We start from the raw sequence: 20,666 nt of genomic DNA, 5'->3' as shown, positions 1-20,666 counted from the left end.
CAATCCATTACCCGATTTCACCAAGCCGGGTCAGCGCGGCCTGTATCTTTGCAATTTCATCTTCACCCAAGGTCAGCTTTTCACGGGTGTCCTCGACGACTTCCGGCTTGGCGCTCTCGACAAATTTGGGGTTGTTCAACCGCCCCCGCAACCCGCCCATATCCTTTTCCAGCTTTTCCAAAGCCTTGGAAAGACGCGCCTTTTCTTCGGAAATGTCGATCAGCCCGGCCAAGGGAATGGCAAAGGTTGCGCCTTCGGCGGCAACAGTAAGCGCCCCTTTGGGCACGGCCGCAGCTTCAACCGCGCTGGCAATGCGGGCGAGGCGGAAGATCAATGCCTCATTCGCGGCAAAGGCCGCTTTGGCGTTGTGGTCCAGCCCAACCAGCAGCAATTCCACCTTGAGCCCGGCCGGCACATGCATCTGCGCACGGGCCGAGCGGATGCCGTCAATCAGCCCGGTGACCCAGTTCATTTCACGCAGGGCATCGGCGTCAATCAGGGCGTCGCCATAATCCGGCCAATCGGTATGCGCCAGCATTTTGCTGCGGGCGCCGGTGGTGGCCCACAGCTCTTCGGTGATGAAAGGCATGATGGGATGAAGCAGGATCATACATTGATCGAGAACCCAAGCCATTGTTTTCTTTGTTTCATCTGCTTGTTCGCCGTCAAACAGCGGCTTCGCGAATTCGACATACCAATCACAGACCTTGCCCCAGACAAAGGCATAAAGCGCGTTGGCGGCATCGTTGAATTTATAGGCTTCCAGTGCGGCGTCCACCTCAATCCGGGTCTTGGCGGCCTCGGCGATGATCCAGCGGTTCACGCGGGCCTGTGCATGCGGTGGCTGGCTGGTGGCATGGCCTTCCCAAACACCGTTCATTTCGGCAAAACGGCAGGCATTCCAAAGCTTTGTGCCAAAGTTGCGATAGCCTTTGATGCGATCTTCCGAGAGTTTCAGCACACCGCCCAAGGCCGCCATCTGCGCCATGGTAAAGCGCAGCGCATCCGCGCCGTATTCGTCGATGATCACCAGCGGGTCAATCACATTGCCCCGCGTTTTCGACATCTTCTCACCCTTTTCGTCCCGCACAAGCTGGTGCAGGTAAACGGTGTCAAAAGGTTCCTTGCCGACCACGGCAAGCTGCATCATCATCATCCGCGCGACCCAGAAGAACAGGATATCCTGGCCGGTGACAAGCACGTTGGTCGGGAAATACTTCTGCAATTCCGGGGTGTTATTTGGCCATCCTAATGTGCCGATAGGCCAGAGGCCCGAGGAGAACCATGTGTCGAGGACGTCGGGGTCGCGAAATATACGCGCCCATCCGATTACTTCTTTTCCAACTCAGGTTTTTCCGGGTCTGCATATCTGTCAGAGATTTGTGGCCCTATCAGTGCGTCAGCTATTTCTTCTTGGCTGCCAGTGGGCAATTCAGTCACTACCACCACCTTCGCACCCTGATAGTATTTATCAAAGGCATAGACGGCTTCGTTTTCGGTTGCAGCGCAAATCGAGTGGAATTCATCGAAGTAAACTATCCGCCTGCCATGACTGTCAATTCTTGCACTTCGTCTATTTTGGCCCATACCAAACCGGAATCTGATGCCCCCACCAAAGCTGGCGCGAGATGCACCACGGCTCGATATTCTCCAACCAGTGGAAATAGACCTTTTCACCCGATTCCGGCATGATTTTTGTGCGGCCTTCGCGCACCGCGTCCAGCGCGGGTTGCACGATTGCGGCGGTGTCAACGAACCATTGATCGGTCAGCATCGGCTCTATCACCACACCCGAGCGATCGCCAAAGGGCTGCATGATCGGCTTGTCTTCGACCACGGGAACAAGCTGCAGATGTTCGGAATTGGTTTCCGGGTCGATGGACTTGACCAGTTGGGTAACGGCAAGCCCTTCGTAGGTGATGTCGGCAACGACGCGCTTGCGGGCCTCGAACCGATCCAGGCCGCGGTATTCCTCGGGTACAAGGTTCATCGCGGCGATAGAGGTCTCGGTAAAACTTTCTGTACCGTTTGCAATGGCTTGCGCGGTAGCCGCCTCTTCGGCGTAGGGGCGGCCATCGGCACGCATCGCGCCGCGTGTATCCATCAGCGAATACATCGGGATGTTGTTGCGCTTGGCGACGGCGTAATCGTTGAAGTCATGCGCGCCGGTGATTTTCACAGCCCCCGAGCCGAAATTCTTGTCGGGATATTCATCGGTAATGATCGGAATCAGGCGGCGCTGTGCCTTGGGGCCAACCGGAATTTCACATAGTTTTCCGATGATTGCGGCGTAACGTTCATCTGATGGATGAACTGCGACTGCGCCGTCACCCAGCATGGTTTCCGGCCGCGTGGTGGCGATGGAAATGTAATCGCGCGTCTCGCGCAACGTGATATTCCCATCCTCGTCGCGTTCGACATATTCATAGGTTTCGCCGCCCGCCAGCGGGTATTTGAAATGCCACATATGGCCTGCAACTTCGATATTCTCGACCTCAAGATCCGAAATCGCGGTTTCAAAATGCGGGTCCCAGTTGACCAGCCGCTTGCCGCGATAGATCTGGCCCTTGTTATACATTTCCACGAAAACCTTGATCACGGCATCGTGGAAACCGGCGTCCATCGTAAAGGCGTTACGCGCCCAATCACAGGACGCGCCCAGGCGTTTCAACTGGTTGATGATGGTGCCGCCGGATTCTTCCTTCCACTCCCACACCTTGTCCAGAAAGGCGGGGCGGCCCATTTCGGCGCGGCGCGGCAGGCCCGCAGCGGCCATCTGGCGTTCAACCACAAGCTGGGTCGCGATGCCCGCGTGGTCTTGGCCGGGCTGCCACAGCGTGTCATAGCCCTGCATCCGCTTCCAGCGGATCAAGATATCCTGGATGGTGTTGTTGAAGGCATGGCCGACATGAAGCGACCCGGTGACATTGGGCGGCGGAATCATGATGCAGAAAGTTTCGGCTTTTGACGCGTTCGCACCGGCACGAAAGGCGCCCTTGGCCTCCCATTCGGCGGAAATGCGGGCTTCGGCCTCGGCGGCGTTGAAGGTTTTTTCCATCGGCATCTTGCGGCTCTTTCTGTCTGACTTTTGCACGGGTTCTAACCCGGCAGGGCGCGAAGGGGAAGCGGGGTTTGCGGAAAGCTGCGGCCCTTGCAATCACAGCGAAAGAGGCCGCCACAGCCCCGCTAGACGGCGCGGTCGATTTTGGTTGATAAATGGATCAGGCTTTCCGAAGAGCGAACCCCGGTAATGGAGCCAATGTCATCAAGCACATGATCGAGGATCTGGGTGCTGGCCGCCGTCACTTCCAGGAGCAGATCAAAGCGGCCCGACGTGGTGAAAACCCGCTCTACCTCGGGGATGGATTTCAGCCGGGTCAGGCAGGCGGCCTGGCTGCGCGTTTCTATTGACAGCAAAACCGAGGCACGCAAACGATTTTGGCGCCCCACAGCCCCCAGTTTAACCGTGTAACCGGCGATTGTGCCATTGGTTTCCATCCTTTCAAGCCGGGCCTGAACGGTAGAGCGGGCAAGATTTAGCCGCCGCGCCAAGGTTGCAACCGATATTCGCGCATCTGCCCCAAGCAGGGCGATTATCTTTTGATCAAGCTCATCCATACATATTGCCTGCCATCTTCGTCATTTCAACCAAAATACTTTACATATCTACCACAATGATCGGTGATATTGCAGCCTAATTCGGTGATCTTCAGGGGGAATTGATTTGGTGGGGCGGGGCCGCCCGCTGCAGGTAAAAAGGTGATCCGATGGAACTTTCAAAAACGATTTGGAGCAATCCGGCTGACTATCTCGGCACGCTGCAGCCGGAAAATCCGGTGCTGTTTTTTGCGCCATCGGTATTGCAGGCTACTGCGCGAAACTTCATCGACGGGTTTGCGGGGCTGGTGACCTATGCGGTCAAGGCCAACCCTGCGGAAGCGGTGATCGTGAATCTGGTAGCTGCGGGCGTGCGCGGGTTTGATGTGGCCTCGCCCTATGAAATGCGGCTGGTCCGGCGGCTGGCACCCGATGCGGCCCTGCATTACAACAACCCGGTGCGGTCGCGGGCTGAAATCGCACTGGCGGTTGATCTTGGGGTAAAGTCATTCTCGGTTGATTCGATCTCCGAGCTTGAAAAGCTGATCGAGGCTGTGCCTGCCGATGGCACAGAAATATCGGTTCGCTTCAAGCTGCCCGTCGGTGGGGCTGCCTATAACTTTGGCGCGAAATTCGGGGCTACGGCAGAGCTGGCGGTCGAGTTGTTGCGCAAAGTGGCCGCCGCAGGCTTTGTCCCCTCGTTGACATTCCATCCCGGCACACAATGTACCGATGCGGCGGCGTGGGAAACCTATATCCGCAAGGCGGCTGAAATTGCCCAAGAGGCGGGCGTTGTGATTGCGCGGCTGAATGTGGGCGGCGGCTTTCCCAGCCATCGGTTGGCGGGCGGCACCCCCGACCTGGCGCCTATTTTCGCGACGATTGACACTGTGGCCAATGACGCCTTTGGCGCCTGCCGCCCGCAGTTGCTTTGTGAACCGGGGCGCGGATTATGCGGCGATGCGTTCAGCGTGGCAACCCGTGTGAAAGCGGTGCGGGATGGCAGCCATGTGTTTTTGAACGATGGCGTCTATGGTTCGTTGACCGAGTTTCAGTCTATCGGTCTGGTCGAACGGACCGAGGTGATCACCGCCGATGGCAGGGCGCGCGATGGCGAACCGCTGGGGCGGGTCGTGTTTGGCCCGACCTGTGATTCGCTGGATCGCTTGCCGGGCGAAATGCCGCTGCCGCGCGATCTTGCCGAGGGTGATTATGTCTTGTTTCATGGCATGGGCGCCTATTCCACGGTCACCAACACGCGGTTCAATGGCTATGGCGAATTGACGCTTGAGACAGTTTTGACCCTGCACGGGTGATTTGGCACTATCCTTGTTTGCGACCAGAATTTCGCCCCCCGGCTGGACAAACCCGGTCGGGGGGTTAGTATTTGTTGCGCATGGCTTGGGGCCGATGCCATCAACACCCATGGCGCAGGGGGTGAAGCGCTGCTGCGAGGCCGGGACAGTGGGCGCGCTTGGGGATTGATGGCGCACCACAATGTGATGCGCGTTGAGAGGTCGTTTACGCTTTTGCGTCTATGGTCATGGCTACAGAACGCCGATGAAGATGAGGAGGAGCCCCTGTCACTGTTCAGCCGCATTCGTTCATGGTTTCGGCATCAACCCACGGTCGTGATCGAGGGGCGGGGGGCCGATGGCTATCCGCATCGTGGGTCGGTGGATCATATCATCATTCTGGATGGCACGCTGTCTTCGCTGGAAAACGGGTATGAGAGCAATGCCGGGCTGGTGTTCAAATTGCTGTCCGAGAACGGGCAGACGGTGCAACGGCGCCTGTATTATGAGCCGGGCGTGCAATGGGTGGATTGGTCGCAGCTAGCCGATGTGGCGCGGGGGCGCGGTATAAACCGGCAAATCCAGCGGGCATACGGGTTTTTGGCCAGCCACTACGAGCCGGGGGACCGGATTTTCTTGCTGGGCTATTCGCGGGGGGCCTATGCCGTGCGGTCGCTGGCCGGGGTGATAGACCAGGTTGGGTTGCTGCGGCGCGAAAATGCGACCGAACGAAATGTGCAACTGGCCTACCGCCACTATCAGCTTGCCCCCAATGGAAAGGCCGCAACCGCCTTTGCGCGCGCGTTTTGCCACGACTCTGTGCCGATTGAGATGGTCGGCGTCTGGGATACGGTCAAGGCGTTGGGCGTGCGGCTGCCGTTTTTATGGATGCTGACCGAGCATGAGCATGCGTTTCACAACCATGCGCTTGGCCATTCGATCAAGCACGGGTTTCACGCTTTGGCGATGAATGAAACGCGGGTGGTGTTTACGCCGGTGCTGTGGACCTGCCCACCCAATTGGGTGGGGAATATTGAACAGGTCTGGTTTCGGGGCGCACATGCCGATATTGGCGGTCAGATAGGCGGCTTTCAGGCGGCCCGCCCGCTGGCCAATATCCCGCTTGTCTGGATGCTGGAACGGATGGAGGCTTGTGGCACCGCAATGCCCCATGGCTGGATGACGCGTTTCCCCTGTGATCCGGGAGCCCCGATGGTGGGCACATGGCGCGGTTTCGGGGCCTTGTTCTTGCTGCGCAGCCGGCGGCAAATCGGGCGAGACGTGTCAGAGCATTTGCATCCCACAGCGCTGGCAAAGCCGTCGCGCTGGCGGTTGGGGCCAAATATCGTGCCGGGGCACCTGCGCCAGCGGTGACGTCACGCCGCGCTTTGCACCATGCCCCGCCAATCAAGGCGGCTCTTTGATCGCCGCATGTTTCATTGTAGGAGGGCGGCAAGAGGTGGCAGGCAGCTTTTCAGATGTGGAGCAGCCAAAGGGCAGAGGTAGGCGATGCGGGCGATTCTGGCAATCCTGACGGTCATAGTGATGGCGCTTTCCTCGGCCAGCGCGCAAGAACTGTCTGCGATTGCCCGGCTTGTCCCGGACCTCTCGGCAATTTCTGACAAGGGGCAGGGGGTCACTGTCAGCCTGTCCGTATCGCAACCTGTGCCGTGGCGGGTGCGGGTGTTGGATAACCCACCCCGTCTGATCCTCGACACGCGCGAGGTGGACTGGTCGCAGATCGCAGCGGTTCCGCGCAAATCGGCGCGGGTCGTGGATTTGCGGGCGGGGGTCTTTCGCCCCGGCTGGTCGCGGCTTGTGCTAGAGCTTTCGGGCCCTTTTGCGATAGAAACCGCAGCGATGCAGACCGTGGATGGCGCAAGAATTACCCTGCGCCTTGCCCCGACAACGCCCCAGGAATTTGCAGACCTGGCGATGCGCCCGGAACCAGAGGGCTGGGCGCTGCCCAAACCCGCCGACGTGCCGAAAACCCTGCCGCGCGGCAACGGGCCTTTGGTCGTGGTGCTTGATCCTGGCCATGGCGGTCTTGACCCCGGCGCTGAAAACGAAGGCCACCGTGAAGCCGATCTGATGCTGACATTCGCCCGCGAGTTCAAAGAGGCGCTTCAACGCAGCGGTGACTTTCTGGTCGTCCTGACGCGTGATGAAGATATTTTTGTGCCGCTGGAGCAGCGAATTTCCATTGCGCGGGCCACCGGGGCAACGGTGTTTATCTCGCTGCATGCTGATGCGCTGGCAGAGGGCGATGCCACTGGCGCGACCCTCTATACCCTGTCGGATGAGGCAACCGATCTGGCCGCCAAAGCCCTGGCCGAGCGGCATGACCGCGATGACCTGCTGGCAGGAGTTGATTTGACCGATCAAGATGATTTGATCGCCCATGTGCTGATGGATATGGCGCGGGCCGAAACCGCGCCAAAGGTCGCGCGTCTGGCCGAATCCCTGAAGGTCGCAATCAAGGCCGGAGATTTGCGGATGCATCGCAGGCCGATCCAATCGGGCGGGTTTTCAGTGCTGAAATCGCCAGATATTCCGTCAATTCTAATCGAATTGGGCTTTCTATCCTCCAGCCACGACCTGGCCCGGCTGACCGAACCTGCCTGGCGGGCGCGGATGATCGCGGCGCTGCAGGCTGGCCTGACCACATGGGCCGCCACCGAGGCCGCGCTTGGCGGCGGCAAGACGCGCTGAGTGGCCACCAAAGCGCGAATGATCAAGCGGGTTCACGCCTTAATGATGGGGACATCTTTTGACCGCCCCCTATTTGCTGTATATAGGGCGATGTGTGGATGGTGACGGAAAACATGGGGAAATTGCCTTGATCAGATTTGTCGGTTCAGTCTTTGGCGGGCTTTTCACCTTGCTGACCATGGGGGTGTTTTTTACAGCCCTGTCGATCGGCGCGATTTTTTACATGTACAGCCGTGACTTGCCCAGCCATGAAAGCCTTGCGCAATATGCCCCGCCGACCATCAGCCGGGTCTATTCCGGCGAAGGCAGGATGATGGATGAATTTGCCAAGGAACGCCGAATTTTTGTCAGCAGCGAAGAAATTCCGGCGCTGATCAAATACGCTTTCATCAGCGCCGAAGACAAGAATTTTTACACCCATCACGGCTACGACGCGCGCGGCATCGCGGCGGCGGCGATTGAGGCGGTGAAATCACGCGGCGAAACGGTGCGCGGCGCCTCGACCATCACGCAGCAGGTGATGAAGAACTTTCTTTTGGGCGGAGAGCGCAAGGCCGAACGCAAGATCAAGGAAATCATCCTTGCCACCCGGATCGAAGAAACGCTGAGCAAGGAAAAAATCCTTGAGCTTTATCTGAACGAGATTTTTCTTGGTCAGAACTCTTACGGTGTCGCCGCTGCCGCCCAGACCTATTTCAACAAGACGCTAAGCCAACTGGCCCCGCATGAGGCGGCAATGCTGGCGGCGATGCCGCAGGCTCCGGGCAAATACCACCCCGTTACCGAAAAGAAACGGGTGACCGAACGGCGCAACTATGTGCTGCGCGAGATGTGGCAAAACGGCTATATCGACGAGGCAACCTATCGCGCGGAAAAGGAATTACCGCTGAAATCGGTGCAGAATGGTGATTATACCGCCTTTCGCGATGCCCTGCCGCCGCGTGATTATTTCACCGATGAAATTCGCCGTCAGCTTTCCGGCACCTTTGGCGAAGAGGAATTTTTTGGCGGCGGCCTGACCATTCGCGCGACCGTCGATCCTGAATTGCAAAAAGAAGCGGCGATGGCGCTGCAAGCCGGGCTTGAAGGGTTTGACCGCAGTCAGGGCATCTGGAACGGCACGCGCAAGGTGATTGACCCGTCAAAGCTGGGGTCTGAGGAAAGCTGGCGCGAGGCATTGGCCGCGGTTGATATTGCCCGCGATATTGAGGGTTGGATGCCCGCTGTGGTGCTGGAAATCGGCAAGACTGCCGCGCGGATCGGCATTGAAGATGTCGCAGAGGATGGCGACGGGCATTTCATCCCGGCCGAAGATGTGACCTGGGCCCGCAAACGGCAGGCCGATGGGCGGCTTGGCAAAAAAGGCGCAAGTTGCGGGCGATCTGCTGTCTGTCGGCGATGTGGTGCATGTGCGCGCCATGACAAAGGACAGCGACGGCAGTTTTATCCGCTGGACCCTGCGTCAGGTGCCCGAGGTCGAAGGCGCCTTCATGGCGATGGACGTGGATTCGGGCCGGGTTTTGGCGATGCAAGGCGGGTTTTCCTATCAACATTCGGTGTTCAACCGCGCCACCCAGGCACAGCGACAGCCCGGTTCCAGCTTCAAGCCATTTGTCTATGCGGCCGCGCTTGATAGCGGCTTTACCCCGGCAACCATCGTTGTCGATGCCCCGATTGAGGTGAACACCCCGCAAGGCATCTGGCGCCCGCGCAACTCTTCAAACAAATTCTATGGCCCGACCCCGGTGCGAACCGGGATCGAACAATCGCGGAACCTGATGACCATTCGGATCGCACAGGAAATCGGGATGGATGTGGTGGCAGGTTATGCCGAACGCTTTGGCGTTTATGACAAGATGGGGCAGTTTTTGGCCAATTCGCTGGGGTCTGAGGAAACCACCTTGTTCAAGATGGTTGCGGCCTATTCGATGTTTGCCAATGGCGGCGAACGGGTGGAGCCGACGCTGGTAGACCGGGTACAGGATCGTTACGGCAAAACCATCTACCGCCATGACCAGCGCAAATGCGACGATTGCCAATTGGCGGTGCTGAACCCCAATGAGCTGCCCAAGATCAATTCCAACCGTGAGCGGGTGATGGACGCGATCACCGCCTATCAGTTGACCTCGATGATGGAGGGGGTTGTGACGCGCGGCACTGCGGCCGGGATCAACCTTCCGGTGCCGATCGCGGGCAAGACCGGGACCACCAACGACGCCAAGGATGTCTGGTTCATAGGCTTTTCGTCGAATATCGCGGCGGGGTGCTATATCGGCTATGACAATCCGCGCAGCATGGGGCGCGCCTATGGTGGCACGACTTGCGGCCCGGTGTTCGAACGGTTCATGGCCAAGGCCATCGCGAAATATGGCGGGACCAAGTTCAAGGTGCCACCGGGCGGCTATTTCAGAAAGATTGACCGCTTTACCGGCGGGGTATTGCCTGATGATGCAACTGGCGATCACGTGGTTTCGGAATATTTCCGCGAGGGCGAAGACCCGATCAACAGCATCGGCTTTATGGTTGACGGTGGCTTTGGCATGGGGTCCAACCTGCCGCTGTTTGCGTATGGTGAAAGCGAGACAACAGCCCCGATGACCAGCACCGTGACCACAGCAACCGGAAAAACCAAGGTCTTGCCGAAAAAAGCTGATTTCGGCACCCTGAGTTCGGGCGGGCTTTACTGACCTGCCACGCCTGACTTGGGGGCAAAGTGGCGGGCCTGCCGCCCATGCCACAGCACGCACCCTTGCCCAATGCGGGCCAAACCGTTATCACGCAGCCCTGATCCCGCCTTCAAGGAAGTACCCTCATGCGCGCCGAAACCCAGTCCAATGTGGAAAAGATCCGCAAATCGCTGACGCTGCTGGCGCAGCGCATGGATCTTGAAACCGCACCGCATCGGTTGGAAGAATTCAACGCGATGATCGAAGATCCAGAGCTGTGGAATGACCCGGCCAAAGCGCAAAAGCTGATGCGCGAACGCCAGGCCGTTCTGGACCAGCTTTCCACCTATAAGCTGATTGAAACCGGCCTGTCTGACAATGTTGAACTTATCGAGATGGGCGAGGCCGAGGATGACGCCGATATCGTGACCGAGGCGGAAGATGCGCTGAAAGAGTTGTTGCTTGTTGCCCGCAACAAGGAGTTGGAGGCGCTGCTGAACGGCGAGGCCGATGGCAATGATACTTTCCTCGAGGTCCATTCCGGCGCGGGTGGAACGGAAAGCTGTGATTGGGCTGCGATCCTTGCGCGGATGTATGTGCGTTGGGCCGAGAAAAAAGGCTATAAGGTCGAGCTGCAATCCATGACCGATGGCGAAGAGGCTGGCATCAAATCCGCCACCTACAAGATTTCCGGTGCCAATGCCTATGGGTGGCTGAAGTCCGAATCGGGCGTGCATCGGCTGGTGCGCATCAGCCCGTTTGACAGCGCCGCGCGGCGGCACACCTCATTTTCTTCGGTTTGGGTCTATCCGGTGGTAGATGATAATATCGAAATTGATATCCCCGATCGTGATATCCGGATTGATACCTATCGGTCATCGGGTGCGGGTGGCCAGCACGTCAACACCACCAACTCGGCGGTGCGCATCACCCACTTGCCGACCAATATCGTTGTAACCTCGTCAATGAAATCACAGCACCAGAACCGTGAAGTCGCGATGAACGCGCTGCGCTCGCGGCTGTATCAGATGGAGCTGGACAAACGCAACGCGGCCATCAACGCCGCCCATGAAAACAAGGGCGATGCGGGCTGGGGCAACCAGATCCGGTCCTATGTGTTGCAGCCATATCAGATGGTCAAAGACCTGCGCACCAGCGTTGAAACCTCGGATACCCAAGGGGTGCTGGACGGCGACCTTGATAAATTCATGGCCGCAACGCTGGCGATGGATGTCGTCGGTAAATCACGCGCCGAGGCAAATTCAGGCGACTGAAGCGTTTCGGGAAAGACCTGTTCCAATCGTTGATCGCCCTGGCGCTTCGGATTTTTTTGCCGAAACGCTGCAGGATCGCAGTAGATCAGGGCCAACGGCCCTGTTTAAACCCGATGCCTAAAATTCAGCTTTTAGGCTGCCCCCTTGATCGTTAGGCTTTAGCCAAACCAGAGAGGGAGCGGTCGATGTCTCATCATGCGGTGCAAAGCGCCAAAAAGCCTGAAGTCTTGATACTGGAGCTGGGCGACCTGCGGGCAGCGCTGGCCGCGGGCTGGGGCGACTTTCGCGCAGCGCCTCAATTCGGGCTGTTCTTTGCAGCGGTTTATATCGCCGGCGGTTGGCTGATTGTCTACGCGCTGACGGCAACCGGACAAATATGGTGGAGTTTGCCGGCTGCTGCCGGTTTCCCCATCCTTGGGCCGTTCATCGCCTGCGGTCTGTATGAGGTCAGCCGCAGACGGGAAACCGGCCAGCCGCTTGATTGGCCGGGTATTCTGGGCGTGATCTTGCGGCAAAAAGATCGGCAGATTCCCTCAATCGCGGCGGTGGTTGTCGTGTTTTTTCTGTTCTGGAACTTTCTGGCGCATATGATCTTTGCGCTGTTTCTTGGGCTTCAGGCGATGACCAACATCAGCAGTTCCTTCGAAGTGTTTCTGACAGGGAATGGGCTGACGATGCTGTTTATCGGCACCGTGATTGGTGCGATATTTTCGGGCGTGTTGTTTTCGTTGATGGTGGTCAGCCTGCCGCTGCTTTTGGACCGCGAAATTGATTTTGTAACCGCGATGATTACATCGGTGTCCGTGGTACTGCGAAATCCGAAGATCATGCTGATCTGGGGGGGGCTGATTGCGGTTTTGCTATTTGCGGGCATAGCGCTTGGGTTTTTTGGCTTGTTTGTCAGCTTGCCGTTGCTTGGGCATGCCTCGTGGCACCTTTACCGCCGCGCTTTGGAAGAGTAAGTCAGCAGCCTGTCAAACAAAAATGGGCACCCGATCGGGTGCCCATTTTCATGTAACCCTGATGTCGGGTTGGTTTCAGTTGTTGCTGCTGGCGGGTTTGGCTGCCGCAGCAGAGGCCGCAGATGTGCCCGTGGCAGGCGCAGGATTCGCCACGGCGGCCGCGGCGTTTGCCCTGCCGGTGGCCAAGGGGTCATCCTGGCGCTGTACCGAGCCTTCAAAATGCGCACCCAATTCGATGGCGATGGTCTTGTGGATGATGTCACCCTCAACCCGTGCCGTCGATGTCAGGCGCACCTTGAGGCCACGCACGCGGCCAATAACGCGGCCATTGACCACAATATCATCCGCTACAATTTCACCGCGGATCGTGGCGGTTTCGCCAACGGTCAGCAAATGCGCCCGGATATCGCCTTCAACCGTGCCTTCAACCTGAATATCGCCTGTGGTGCGCAGATTGCCTGTGATCGTCAAATCTGACGAAAGCACCGACGCCGCAGGCTTGGCTTTGGGCGTAGAAGACGTGAATTCCATAGAGCCTCTTGCGGTCGGCTCTGGTGGCCGGGTTTTGTCTGCATCGGCCTTTGGGCCGGGTTCGTTGATTTTGCTTTTAGAAAACATCTGTCGCTGCCTTGATAAAGGTCATCGGGTTAACAGGTTTGCCCCCGATCCGAACCTCGTAGTGAAGATGAGTGCCGGTAGACCGGCCTGAGTTCCCCATATCACCGATACGATCGCCACGCGATACCCTTTGTCCGACTTTTACGCGGATATTTGATTGGTGGGCGTAGCTTGTCTCAATTCCGAACTCATGTTAAATCTTTACTTGCCGACCATAGCCGGAATTCCATCCCGCATAGGTCACAACACCGTCAGCGGTCGCATAAATCGGTGTGCCATAGGCCCCGGCGAAATCGGTGCCGGCATGCATGCGCGTGCCTGCCCCCTTGGGGTCACGGCGATAGCCAAACCCCGAGGTGAAGCGGAACGCCGATTTGATCGGAATCGCAAAGGGTGATTTGGCGGCGGCAAGGCGATACAGGTTCATGCGGTCAAGCCCCTGCAAAATCGCATTGGCCCGGATTTCATCATTGCTGAGCGTCTCACCCTTGGTTGACAGTGAGAAGGGCGTAAGCGGCCCACCTTGCCCCGAATAGCCACGGCGAACCGATTTCAGCAAGTCATCGGGCGACATGCCAGCCGAGCGGAACATCTTGTCCAGTGGCTCCATCGAAATGGTCACGGCTTCTTCCAGCTTGGCGAAAATCACGTCGTTCTTGGTTTCCAGCGCGCGTTTCTGGGCGGCAATGGCATCGGTTTCATCCTTGGCGGCCATGGCAACCATGGCGATGCTGTCGCGCTGTTCAGCGATGCCTGCCAAAGCCTCGGCCAGAATTTCCACAGTCGACGAGGCATCCCGCGCCCGGCTTTCACCCGTGCGCCCCGATCCGGTTTCCGCCTGCAGCGAGGCGGTCAGCATGGTTTTTTCTGTCCGCGCCTCATCACGCTCTTTAATCGTGCGGCGCAGTGTGCTTTGAATCACATCAACCCCGGTTTCCAATTCGCGGCGGCCATCCTCTGAGGCCAGCAGCCTGCCTTGCATTTCGCTGACTTCTTTCAGCGCAAGGTTGAAACGCTCTTGTGCGCGCGCCGCTTCCTCTGCCCGCAAATCGCGGTCGGCCGAAAGCGCGTTCAGACGCGCCTCATACAAGACTTGCTGGCGTTGTGCCTGGTCGCGCCCCGATCCGGCCGAGATCAATTCAATCAAAAGAATGGATGTTGCCAGAATCGTCCAACCCAAAAACAGCGCCGCCCCCGAAACCGCCACCGCCTGAGTCATCGGTGCAAGTCGAATGAACCGGGTATCATTATCAGATTTCAAAAACAGCCGTTGCTCGGGGAAATAGCGTCCGACAACCCCATTGATCCGATAAGACAGTCGTTTCAGCACTGAACAGGTTCCGCTTTTGTTGGCCAGAAATGCAAGCACCCAAAGGTCGTTCGGGGCGTTGCGTCAGGGAGTTGGATACAAACCCAAGCCCCAAGGCGCAACCAGATTGACCGCAGCGACCCGGTTTATGCCTGTTTTGGCGAAAAACAGGCATAAAACCGCCGAAACCTCAGGCGCTTTGCGGTGGCGCCTCATCCGGGGCAGGTTCGGTCAACGGCCAATAGAAATCGGGTGGAAGGCCTGCCTCGGCACGTTTTTCCTCATTGAACGGTGGCTTTAGGGTGCCGTGAAAATAGCGCCGCACCAGGGTATGAAACGCCTCTTTTGGGTCAAGCCCGTCACGGCCGCACAGCCAGTTGAACCATTTTGAACCATAGGCGACATGGCTTACCTCTTCGGCATAGATCGTTTTCAGCGCCGCAATCGGTGCGGCCTCGCCAGCTTTTTCAAAAACCTCTATCATCCCCGGTGTTACATCAAGGCCGCGCGCCTCCAACACCATCGGCACCACGGCAAGGCGACCAAACAGGTCATCCACCGTGTCTTCGGCCGCGCGCCACATGCCTGCATGCGCGGGCAAAGCGCCGTAATGGCTGCCCAACCCTTCCAGACAATCGCACATCAGGTTGAAATGTTTGGCCTCATCATCGGCGGCGCGCACCCAGTCATCGTAAAAGCCCAGCGGCATCGGCACATCGGTAAAGCGCGCGATGATGTCCCAATGCAGATCAACCGCGTTCAACTCGATATGGGCCACGGCATGCAGCAAGGCGAGGCGCCCGGTTGGCGATCCGGGGCGGCGGCGCGGCATGTCACGCGGTGGCAAAAGTGCAGGCGCATCTGGCCGGGCAGGGCGCATCGGCGGGGCCGCCGTGCCGATGGGCAAGGCGCTGCCCGCTGCGCGTGCCGCAAGCCAGGTTGCTGCGTGTTTGCGCCCAAGTGCGGTTTTTGCGCGCCCATCTGCGGTGCGCAATACCTCTACCGCCATATCGGCCAAGGTTTTATCGGAACTCGGATTTTCGGGCAGGTTTTGTGTCATGTGCCCTGGGCCGCCTGTAAAACCGCCTCGGCATGGCCCTTGGTCTTGACTTTGCGCCAGCTTTGCGTGATCCGGCCATCGCCGCCGATCAGAAATGTCGCCCGCTCAATCCCCATATAGGTCTTGCCATACATCTGCTTTTCTACCCAGACACCGTAGTCCTCGCAGGTCTGCCCCGTCTCATCCGAGGCGAGGATCACAGCCAGTTCGTGTTTGGCCAGAAATTTATCATGCGATTTAACGCTATCTTTGGAAATGCCGATCACGGTTACACCAATGGCCGCGAAATCGGCAGCCATCATGGTGAATTCCTTGGCCTCGACCGTGCAACCGCTGGTATCATCCTTGGGATAGAAATACACAACCGCCCGGCCCGGCCGCAGCGCTGACAGGGTTATTGTGCTGCCCCCATCGCGGGGCAGGGTGAAGTCGGGCGCCATTTCGCCGATGTCGGGCATCATCTCTCTCCTCTTCGCAAAGCCGTGCTTTGTCTTTTGGTTGCCTTTGCGCAAAGATAGGGGCAATCCCCCCAAGGGCAACAGGGGAAAGGGTAGCATTGTAATGGCGGGTCCGAAACCGGATCTTGACGGGCGACTGAGCCTTGACGAGTCTGAGGCGCAGCCAGCGTCGGGCAAGGTCGTGGCTGCGCCGGATGCTGGCCCCGAGGGGGCGCAGTTCTATCCGGCAACGCCAGGCGCGGCCAATCTGCCACTGCCTGACCTGACAAACCCCGACAGTCCCGATTTTCTGGCGGCGAAACTTGCGTTCAACGGACCACCGGACGCCCCCGAGCCGCCGCATGCCCAAGATCGCGCCCGCCCAAGGCCGCACCGTATTCGCCGCTATCACCGCCGCCACCGCCGGGGCACGTTCTGGCTGATCCCGACCCTGATCTTTCTGGCGCTGGGGGGGCTTTTCGCCGGGCTGGCCCTGTCGGGCAAGTTGCTGCGCCTGCCGGTTTGGGCGGTGGTCGAGGCCGAAATCGCGCATCAACGCCACCCTGCGTGAGATCACCGGCAATGCCGCCGCCCTGTCTATCGGCGGCGCGGTTTTTGTGGTTGATGAAGATTGGGTGCCACGTTTGCGGTTGGAGGATGTGCGGCTGTTGGAGGCCGATGGAGCCAGTTTCCTGTCCTTGCCGGAGCTGCGCGTGGCGATTGACCCCACGGCGCTGGCGCAGGGCAAGATCCGCCTGCGCAGCCTGCGTCTGATCGGCGGCACGATGAACCTGCGTCGATTGGCGGATGGGCAATTTCATATCGCGCTGAATATGAACATGAAGCCCAGGCCGATTGTTGGCCTGTCGGGCCTTGTTTCAACCCTTGTGGCCCTGTCCGAACTTCCGGCCCTGGCCTATTTGCGGCGGGTAGAGGCACAGGCGCTGAGCGTGACGGTTGATGACCGCATGCTGAACCGGGTCTGGGAATTTGGCGATGGTCGCCTGGTTTTGGCGAACCGTGATGATGAACTGGCGCTGGAACTTGGGGTTTCGGTGAATGGCGGCCAGACCAGTGCTGCGGCTCAGATCACCCTGATCGCCGCAAAATCGGATGCCAGTGCCCGCATGACCTTGGCGGTGGACCGGGTTGCTGCGGCCGATATTGCCACCCAGGCCGCGCCTTTGGCGTGGCTGGCGGTTCTGGATGCCCCGATTTCGGGGCAAATCGCCTCAAGTCTGGACCGGTTTGGGGCGCTGGCATCGCTTGATGCCTCGCTGACGCTTGACAAGGGGGCCCTGCGCCCAACGCCGCAAACCAAGCCAGTGCCGTTTGAGGGGGCGTCGCTGTTCTTTTCCTTTGATCCGGCGCGCGAACGACTGGACCTGAATGAAGCGACCGTAACCAGCAAGGATCTAACGCTTCACGCGTCGGGCCACGCCTATCTGCCGGGGGTAGCAAGCCAGATCCCACAAGAGATTCTGGCCCAGATTCAGGTAGACAGCCTGCATCTGGACCCAGAGGGCCTGCTGGATGCACCCGTCACCTTTGAACAGGGCGCTGTGGATTTCCGGGTGCGGCTGGCGCCGTTTGGCCTTGATATCGGGCAAGCAACCCTGACCCATGAGGACCAGCATTTGCAGGCCTCGGGGCAAGTGGAGGCGGGGCCGAATGGGTGGTCGGTCGCGGTGAATGCCCAATTGGACCGGATTCCCCACAACCGCCTGCTGGCGCTTTGGCCGCCGCAAGTGGTGCCCAAAACCCGGCTTTGGGTGCGCGAAAATGTGCAGGATGGCAGCCTGTCCAATGTCCGCGCCGGGTTTCGCCTTGCCCCCGGCACCGAGACCGTGTTTTCGCTGGGGTATGACTTTTCGGGGGCCGATGTGCGGTTTTTGAAAACGCTGCCACCGATCGAGGGCGGGCGTGGATATTCGGTGATTGATGGCAAATCCTATACGATGGTGTTGGAGCAGGGGCATGTGACCGCCAAATCCGGCGGCATGATTGATGCGGCGGGGTCGGTGTTTGCCGTTGCGGATGTGACGCAAAAACCGGCTCAGGCCCGGATTGACCTGAAGGTGGTCGGTGATGTCACCTCGGCGCTGTCTGTGCTGGATGAAAAACCCTTTGAGTTTCTGAAAAAGGCAAAGTTGCCGATCGACTTGGGGCAGGGCCGTGCCGATGTGATCGCCACTATTCACACGCCTTTGCGCAAAGGCGTCAAAATTCAGGATGTCGATTTCGATGTGGCCGGCAAGATTACCGGCTTTTCATCGGACCGTCTGGTGCCGGGGCGGCCGCTGCGGGCGGATCGGCTGAACCTGCGTGTCACCCCCGCAGGCCTGGAGATTGCAGGCAAAGGCACTTTGCAAGACGTGCCCTTTGACGGCAGTTTCACCAAAACTTTCGGCCCCGAATTCATCGGCATCTCCAAAATTCAGGGCAACGCCGAGCTTAGCCCGAAAGCTGCCGAAAACCTGGGTATTGCCTTGCCGGATGGGTTGATTTCGGGGCGGGGGACGGTATCGGTGGCGGTTGATCTGCATCAGGGGCAAAGCCCGGTGCTGCGCCTGCGCTCTGATCTTGTGGGGTGTCGATGGGCATCGCCGCGCTTGGCTGGACCAAAGCTGCCAGCAGCAAGGGGCAGTTGGCCTTGGATATCACGTTGGGAACACCCGCCTCGGTGGACCGGATCACACTGGAGGCCGCAGGCCTGCGCGCCACGGGCAGCCTTGGCCTGACCGGCGACGGCGGGCTGGATGTGGCGCGATTTTCATCTGTGCGTCTGGACAATTGGCTGAATGCCAGCGCCACGCTGACCGGGCGGGGCAAAGGCCGCGCGCCATCGCTGGCCGTAACCGGCGGCAGCGCAGACCTGCGCGGCCTGCCCAGCCGCAGCGCCTCGGTTGGCGCTGCATCAGGGGGGCCGATCACCCTGAGCCTGGACAGGCTGACCGTCACCCAAGGGCTTGCCCTGACCGCGTTTCGCAGCACCCTGACCCCCAGCGCCAGCGGGATTTCAGGCGATTTCACCGGGCGGGTCAACGGCCAGGTGGCCATCAAGGGCAGCCTTGCGCCCACGCCCAAAGGCAGTGCCTTGCGCCTGAGATCAGACGACGCGGGCGCTGTCTTTTCGGCGGCGGGGGTGTTTCCAAATGCCCAGGGCGGCAGCATGGACCTTGTCTTGAACCCGACCGGGGCCAAAGGCACCTTTGACGGCGCCTTGACCATGCGCAATATCCGCATTCGCAAAGCGCCCGCGCTGGCCGAGTTGATCAACGCAATCTCGGTCGTGGGGTTGCTGGAACAGTTGAACGGCACCGGCTTGTTGTTCAGCGAAACCGAGGCCCGATTCCGCCTTGGCCCGCGCGCCGTTCAAATCACCCAAGCCTCTGCCATCGGTGCATCGCTTGGTGTGTCCCTGTCGGGGCTTTATGTCTTTAACGGCGGGCGGCTGGATTTACAGGGGGTCGTTTCCCCGATCTATCTGCTGAACGGGCTTGGCGCGATTTTTACCCGCAAGGGTGAGGGGTTGTTTGGCTTCAACTACAAGATAAAAGGCACCGCCAAAGAGCCGAGCGTCTCTGTCAATCCGCTATCCATCCTTACGCCCGGCATGTTCCGCGAAATATTCCGCAGCCCGCCCCCCAAACTGGAGCCGACCGAGTGAAGCTTGATGATTTCGACTTTGATCTGCCTGAAACGCTTATCGCCACCCGGCCCGTGCGCCCGCGCCCTTCGGCGCGGATGCTGGTGGTGGAAGGGAATGTGCTGCGTGATCAGCATGTCTGTGACCTGCCCGGCCTGTTGCGCAAAGGCGACCGTCTGGTGCTGAACAACACCCGCGTTATCCCGGCGCGCCTTATCGGCAACCGCCATCGCAACAGCGCGCAAGGCCCGGTTTCGGCCAAAATAGAGATCACCCTGATGGAGCCGCAGGCGCAAGGCGGCTGGCGCGCCCTGGCCAAACCCCTGCGCAAGCTGGTGCCGGGTGAGGAGATCCGGTTCAAGGGGGGGCTGACAGCAACCGTGGCCGAGAAATCCGACAGCGACCTGCGGCTGGTGTTCAATGTTGATGGCGCCGGGTTCGAGGCGGCCTTGCTTGCTGCGGGTACTATGCCCTTGCCGCCCTATATTGCCGCCAAACGTGCGCCCGATGCGCAAGACAATGACGATTATCAAACCGTCTTTGCCCGCACCCCCGGCGCTGTCGCAGCCCCGACCGCCTCGTTGCATTTCGACGCGGATCTGTTGGCGCAACTTGCTGCTATGGGGGTAGACACGACCGAAGTGACGCTGCACGTTGGCGCGGGCACTTTCCTGCCGGTCAAGGTCGAAGATGTGACCACGCATAAAATGCACGCCGAATGGGGCGAGGTGACCCCCCGTGCGGCGGCCGAGATCGCCGCCGCCCGCGCCGCTGGCGGGCGTATCATTCCCGTTGGCACCACTGCGCTTCGCCTGATCAAATCGGCTGCCCGCGCCACCGGCAAAGTGGAGCCCTGGATAGGTGAGACTGACATCTTTATCTATCCCGGCTTTCAATTCAAAACCACCGATGCGCTGATGACCAATTTCCATCTGCCAAAATCAACTCTTTTGATGTTGGTTGCGGCCTTGATGGGGCAAGAGCAGATGAAACAAGCCTATGCGCATGCGGTCACGAAAGAGTATAGATTTCTTCTCTTACGGTGATGCATCTTTGCTGATACCCAGCACCGCTTAACCGTTGCAAT

The 20,666-nt window shown here is 59.1% G+C and carries 12 protein-coding genes and 4 pseudogenes; 10 read left to right on the top strand and 6 right to left on the bottom strand.

Features of this window, described 5'->3' with window-relative positions; genetic code table 11:
• Positions 1 to 7 precede the first annotated feature (7 nt).
• Both VDP61_RS10670 and VDP61_RS10665 read right to left on the bottom strand, forming a co-directional pair.
• Positions 8 to 3,064: pseudogene (locus tag VDP61_RS10670) on the bottom strand (valine--tRNA ligase).
• 122 nt (positions 3,065 to 3,186) lie between these two features.
• The gene (locus tag VDP61_RS10665) at positions 3,187 to 3,618 is read right to left on the bottom strand and encodes an Lrp/AsnC family transcriptional regulator (RefSeq protein ID WP_323006878.1); all 432 of its coding nucleotides are present in this window, start codon (positions 3,616 to 3,618) and stop codon (positions 3,187 to 3,189) included.
• Between the two features lie 149 nt (positions 3,619 to 3,767).
• On the opposite strand from VDP61_RS10665, the gene VDP61_RS10660 reads away from it, so the two are divergent.
• The 6 genes and pseudogenes from VDP61_RS10660 to VDP61_RS10635 all read left to right on the top strand — a co-directional run bounded on the left by VDP61_RS10660 (position 3,768) and on the right by VDP61_RS10635 (position 12,506).
• Entirely contained in the window at positions 3,768 to 4,913 is a 1,146-nt protein-coding gene (locus tag VDP61_RS10660) for a type III PLP-dependent enzyme (protein ID WP_323006877.1), read from the top strand.
• 264 nt (positions 4,914 to 5,177) lie between these two features.
• On the top strand, positions 5,178 to 6,266 hold the full coding sequence (locus tag VDP61_RS10655; RefSeq protein WP_323006965.1) for a DUF2235 domain-containing protein: 1,089 nt from the start codon (positions 5,178 to 5,180) through the stop codon (positions 6,264 to 6,266).
• Positions 6,267 to 6,401: 135 nt separating this feature from the next.
• Positions 6,402 to 7,604: an N-acetylmuramoyl-L-alanine amidase gene (locus VDP61_RS10650; RefSeq protein ID WP_323006876.1), complete on the top strand. Its 1,203-nt coding sequence runs from the start codon at positions 6,402 to 6,404 to the stop codon at positions 7,602 to 7,604.
• Between the two features lie 127 nt (positions 7,605 to 7,731).
• Positions 7,732 to 10,291: pseudogene (locus tag VDP61_RS10645) on the top strand (penicillin-binding protein 1A).
• A 125-nt stretch (positions 10,292 to 10,416) separates the two neighbouring features.
• Entirely contained in the window at positions 10,417 to 11,544 is a 1,128-nt protein-coding gene (gene prfB / locus VDP61_RS10640) for a peptide chain release factor 2 (protein WP_323006875.1), read from the top strand.
• Between the two features lie 185 nt (positions 11,545 to 11,729).
• Positions 11,730 to 12,506: a DUF2189 domain-containing protein gene (locus tag VDP61_RS10635; protein WP_323006874.1), complete on the top strand. Its 777-nt coding sequence runs from the start codon at positions 11,730 to 11,732 to the stop codon at positions 12,504 to 12,506.
• 75 nt (positions 12,507 to 12,581) lie between these two features.
• Here VDP61_RS10635 and VDP61_RS10630 read toward each other — a convergent pair whose 3' ends face one another.
• The 4 genes and pseudogenes from VDP61_RS10630 to VDP61_RS10615 form a co-directional block, all read right to left on the bottom strand.
• Complete coding sequence (locus VDP61_RS10630; RefSeq protein WP_323006873.1) at positions 12,582 to 13,124, bottom strand: polymer-forming cytoskeletal protein; 543 nt, start codon at positions 13,122 to 13,124, stop codon at positions 12,582 to 12,584.
• Positions 13,114 to 14,454, bottom strand: a pseudogene (locus VDP61_RS10625) (DUF5930 domain-containing protein). The gene VDP61_RS10630 and the pseudogene VDP61_RS10625 overlap by 11 nt, the downstream one beginning before the upstream one ends.
• 169 nt (positions 14,455 to 14,623) lie before the next feature.
• A complete protein-coding gene (locus VDP61_RS10620) occupies positions 14,624 to 15,493 on the bottom strand; it encodes a ferritin-like domain-containing protein (RefSeq protein ID WP_323006872.1) in 870 nt (289 codons plus the stop codon).
• A complete protein-coding gene (locus VDP61_RS10615; RefSeq protein WP_323006871.1) occupies positions 15,490 to 15,951 on the bottom strand; it encodes a peroxiredoxin in 462 nt (153 codons plus the stop codon). The genes VDP61_RS10620 and VDP61_RS10615 overlap by 4 nt, the downstream gene beginning before the upstream one ends.
• Positions 15,952 to 16,054: 103 nt before the next feature.
• On the opposite strand from VDP61_RS10615, the gene VDP61_RS10610 reads away from it, so the two are divergent.
• From VDP61_RS10610 to queA, 4 genes and pseudogenes are all read left to right on the top strand, one after another.
• Positions 16,055 to 16,501 carry a hypothetical protein gene (locus VDP61_RS10610; protein WP_323006870.1) on the top strand — a complete coding sequence of 149 codons (447 nt, stop codon included), beginning with the start codon at positions 16,055 to 16,057 and terminating at the stop codon, positions 16,499 to 16,501.
• Positions 16,502 to 16,547: 46 nt separating this feature from the next.
• Entirely contained in the window at positions 16,548 to 18,671 is a 2,124-nt protein-coding gene (locus VDP61_RS10605) for a DUF3971 domain-containing protein (protein WP_323006869.1), read from the top strand.
• Positions 18,584 to 19,600, top strand: coding sequence for an AsmA-like C-terminal region-containing protein (locus VDP61_RS10600; RefSeq protein ID WP_323006868.1), 1,017 nt, complete (start codon positions 18,584 to 18,586; stop codon positions 19,598 to 19,600). The genes VDP61_RS10605 and VDP61_RS10600 overlap by 88 nt, the downstream gene beginning before the upstream one ends.
• Positions 19,597 to 20,656, top strand: a pseudogene (gene queA / locus VDP61_RS10595) (tRNA preQ1(34) S-adenosylmethionine ribosyltransferase-isomerase QueA). The gene VDP61_RS10600 and the pseudogene queA overlap by 4 nt, the downstream one beginning before the upstream one ends.
• Positions 20,657 to 20,666 lie beyond the last annotated feature (10 nt).

Source organism: Pseudorhodobacter sp., assembly GCF_034675685.1.
Taxonomy (GTDB): Bacteria; Pseudomonadota; Alphaproteobacteria; order Rhodobacterales; family Rhodobacteraceae; genus Pseudorhodobacter.
Note: the sequence above shows the minus strand (reverse complement) of the source record. Positions and strands in the feature narration are given on the sequence as shown.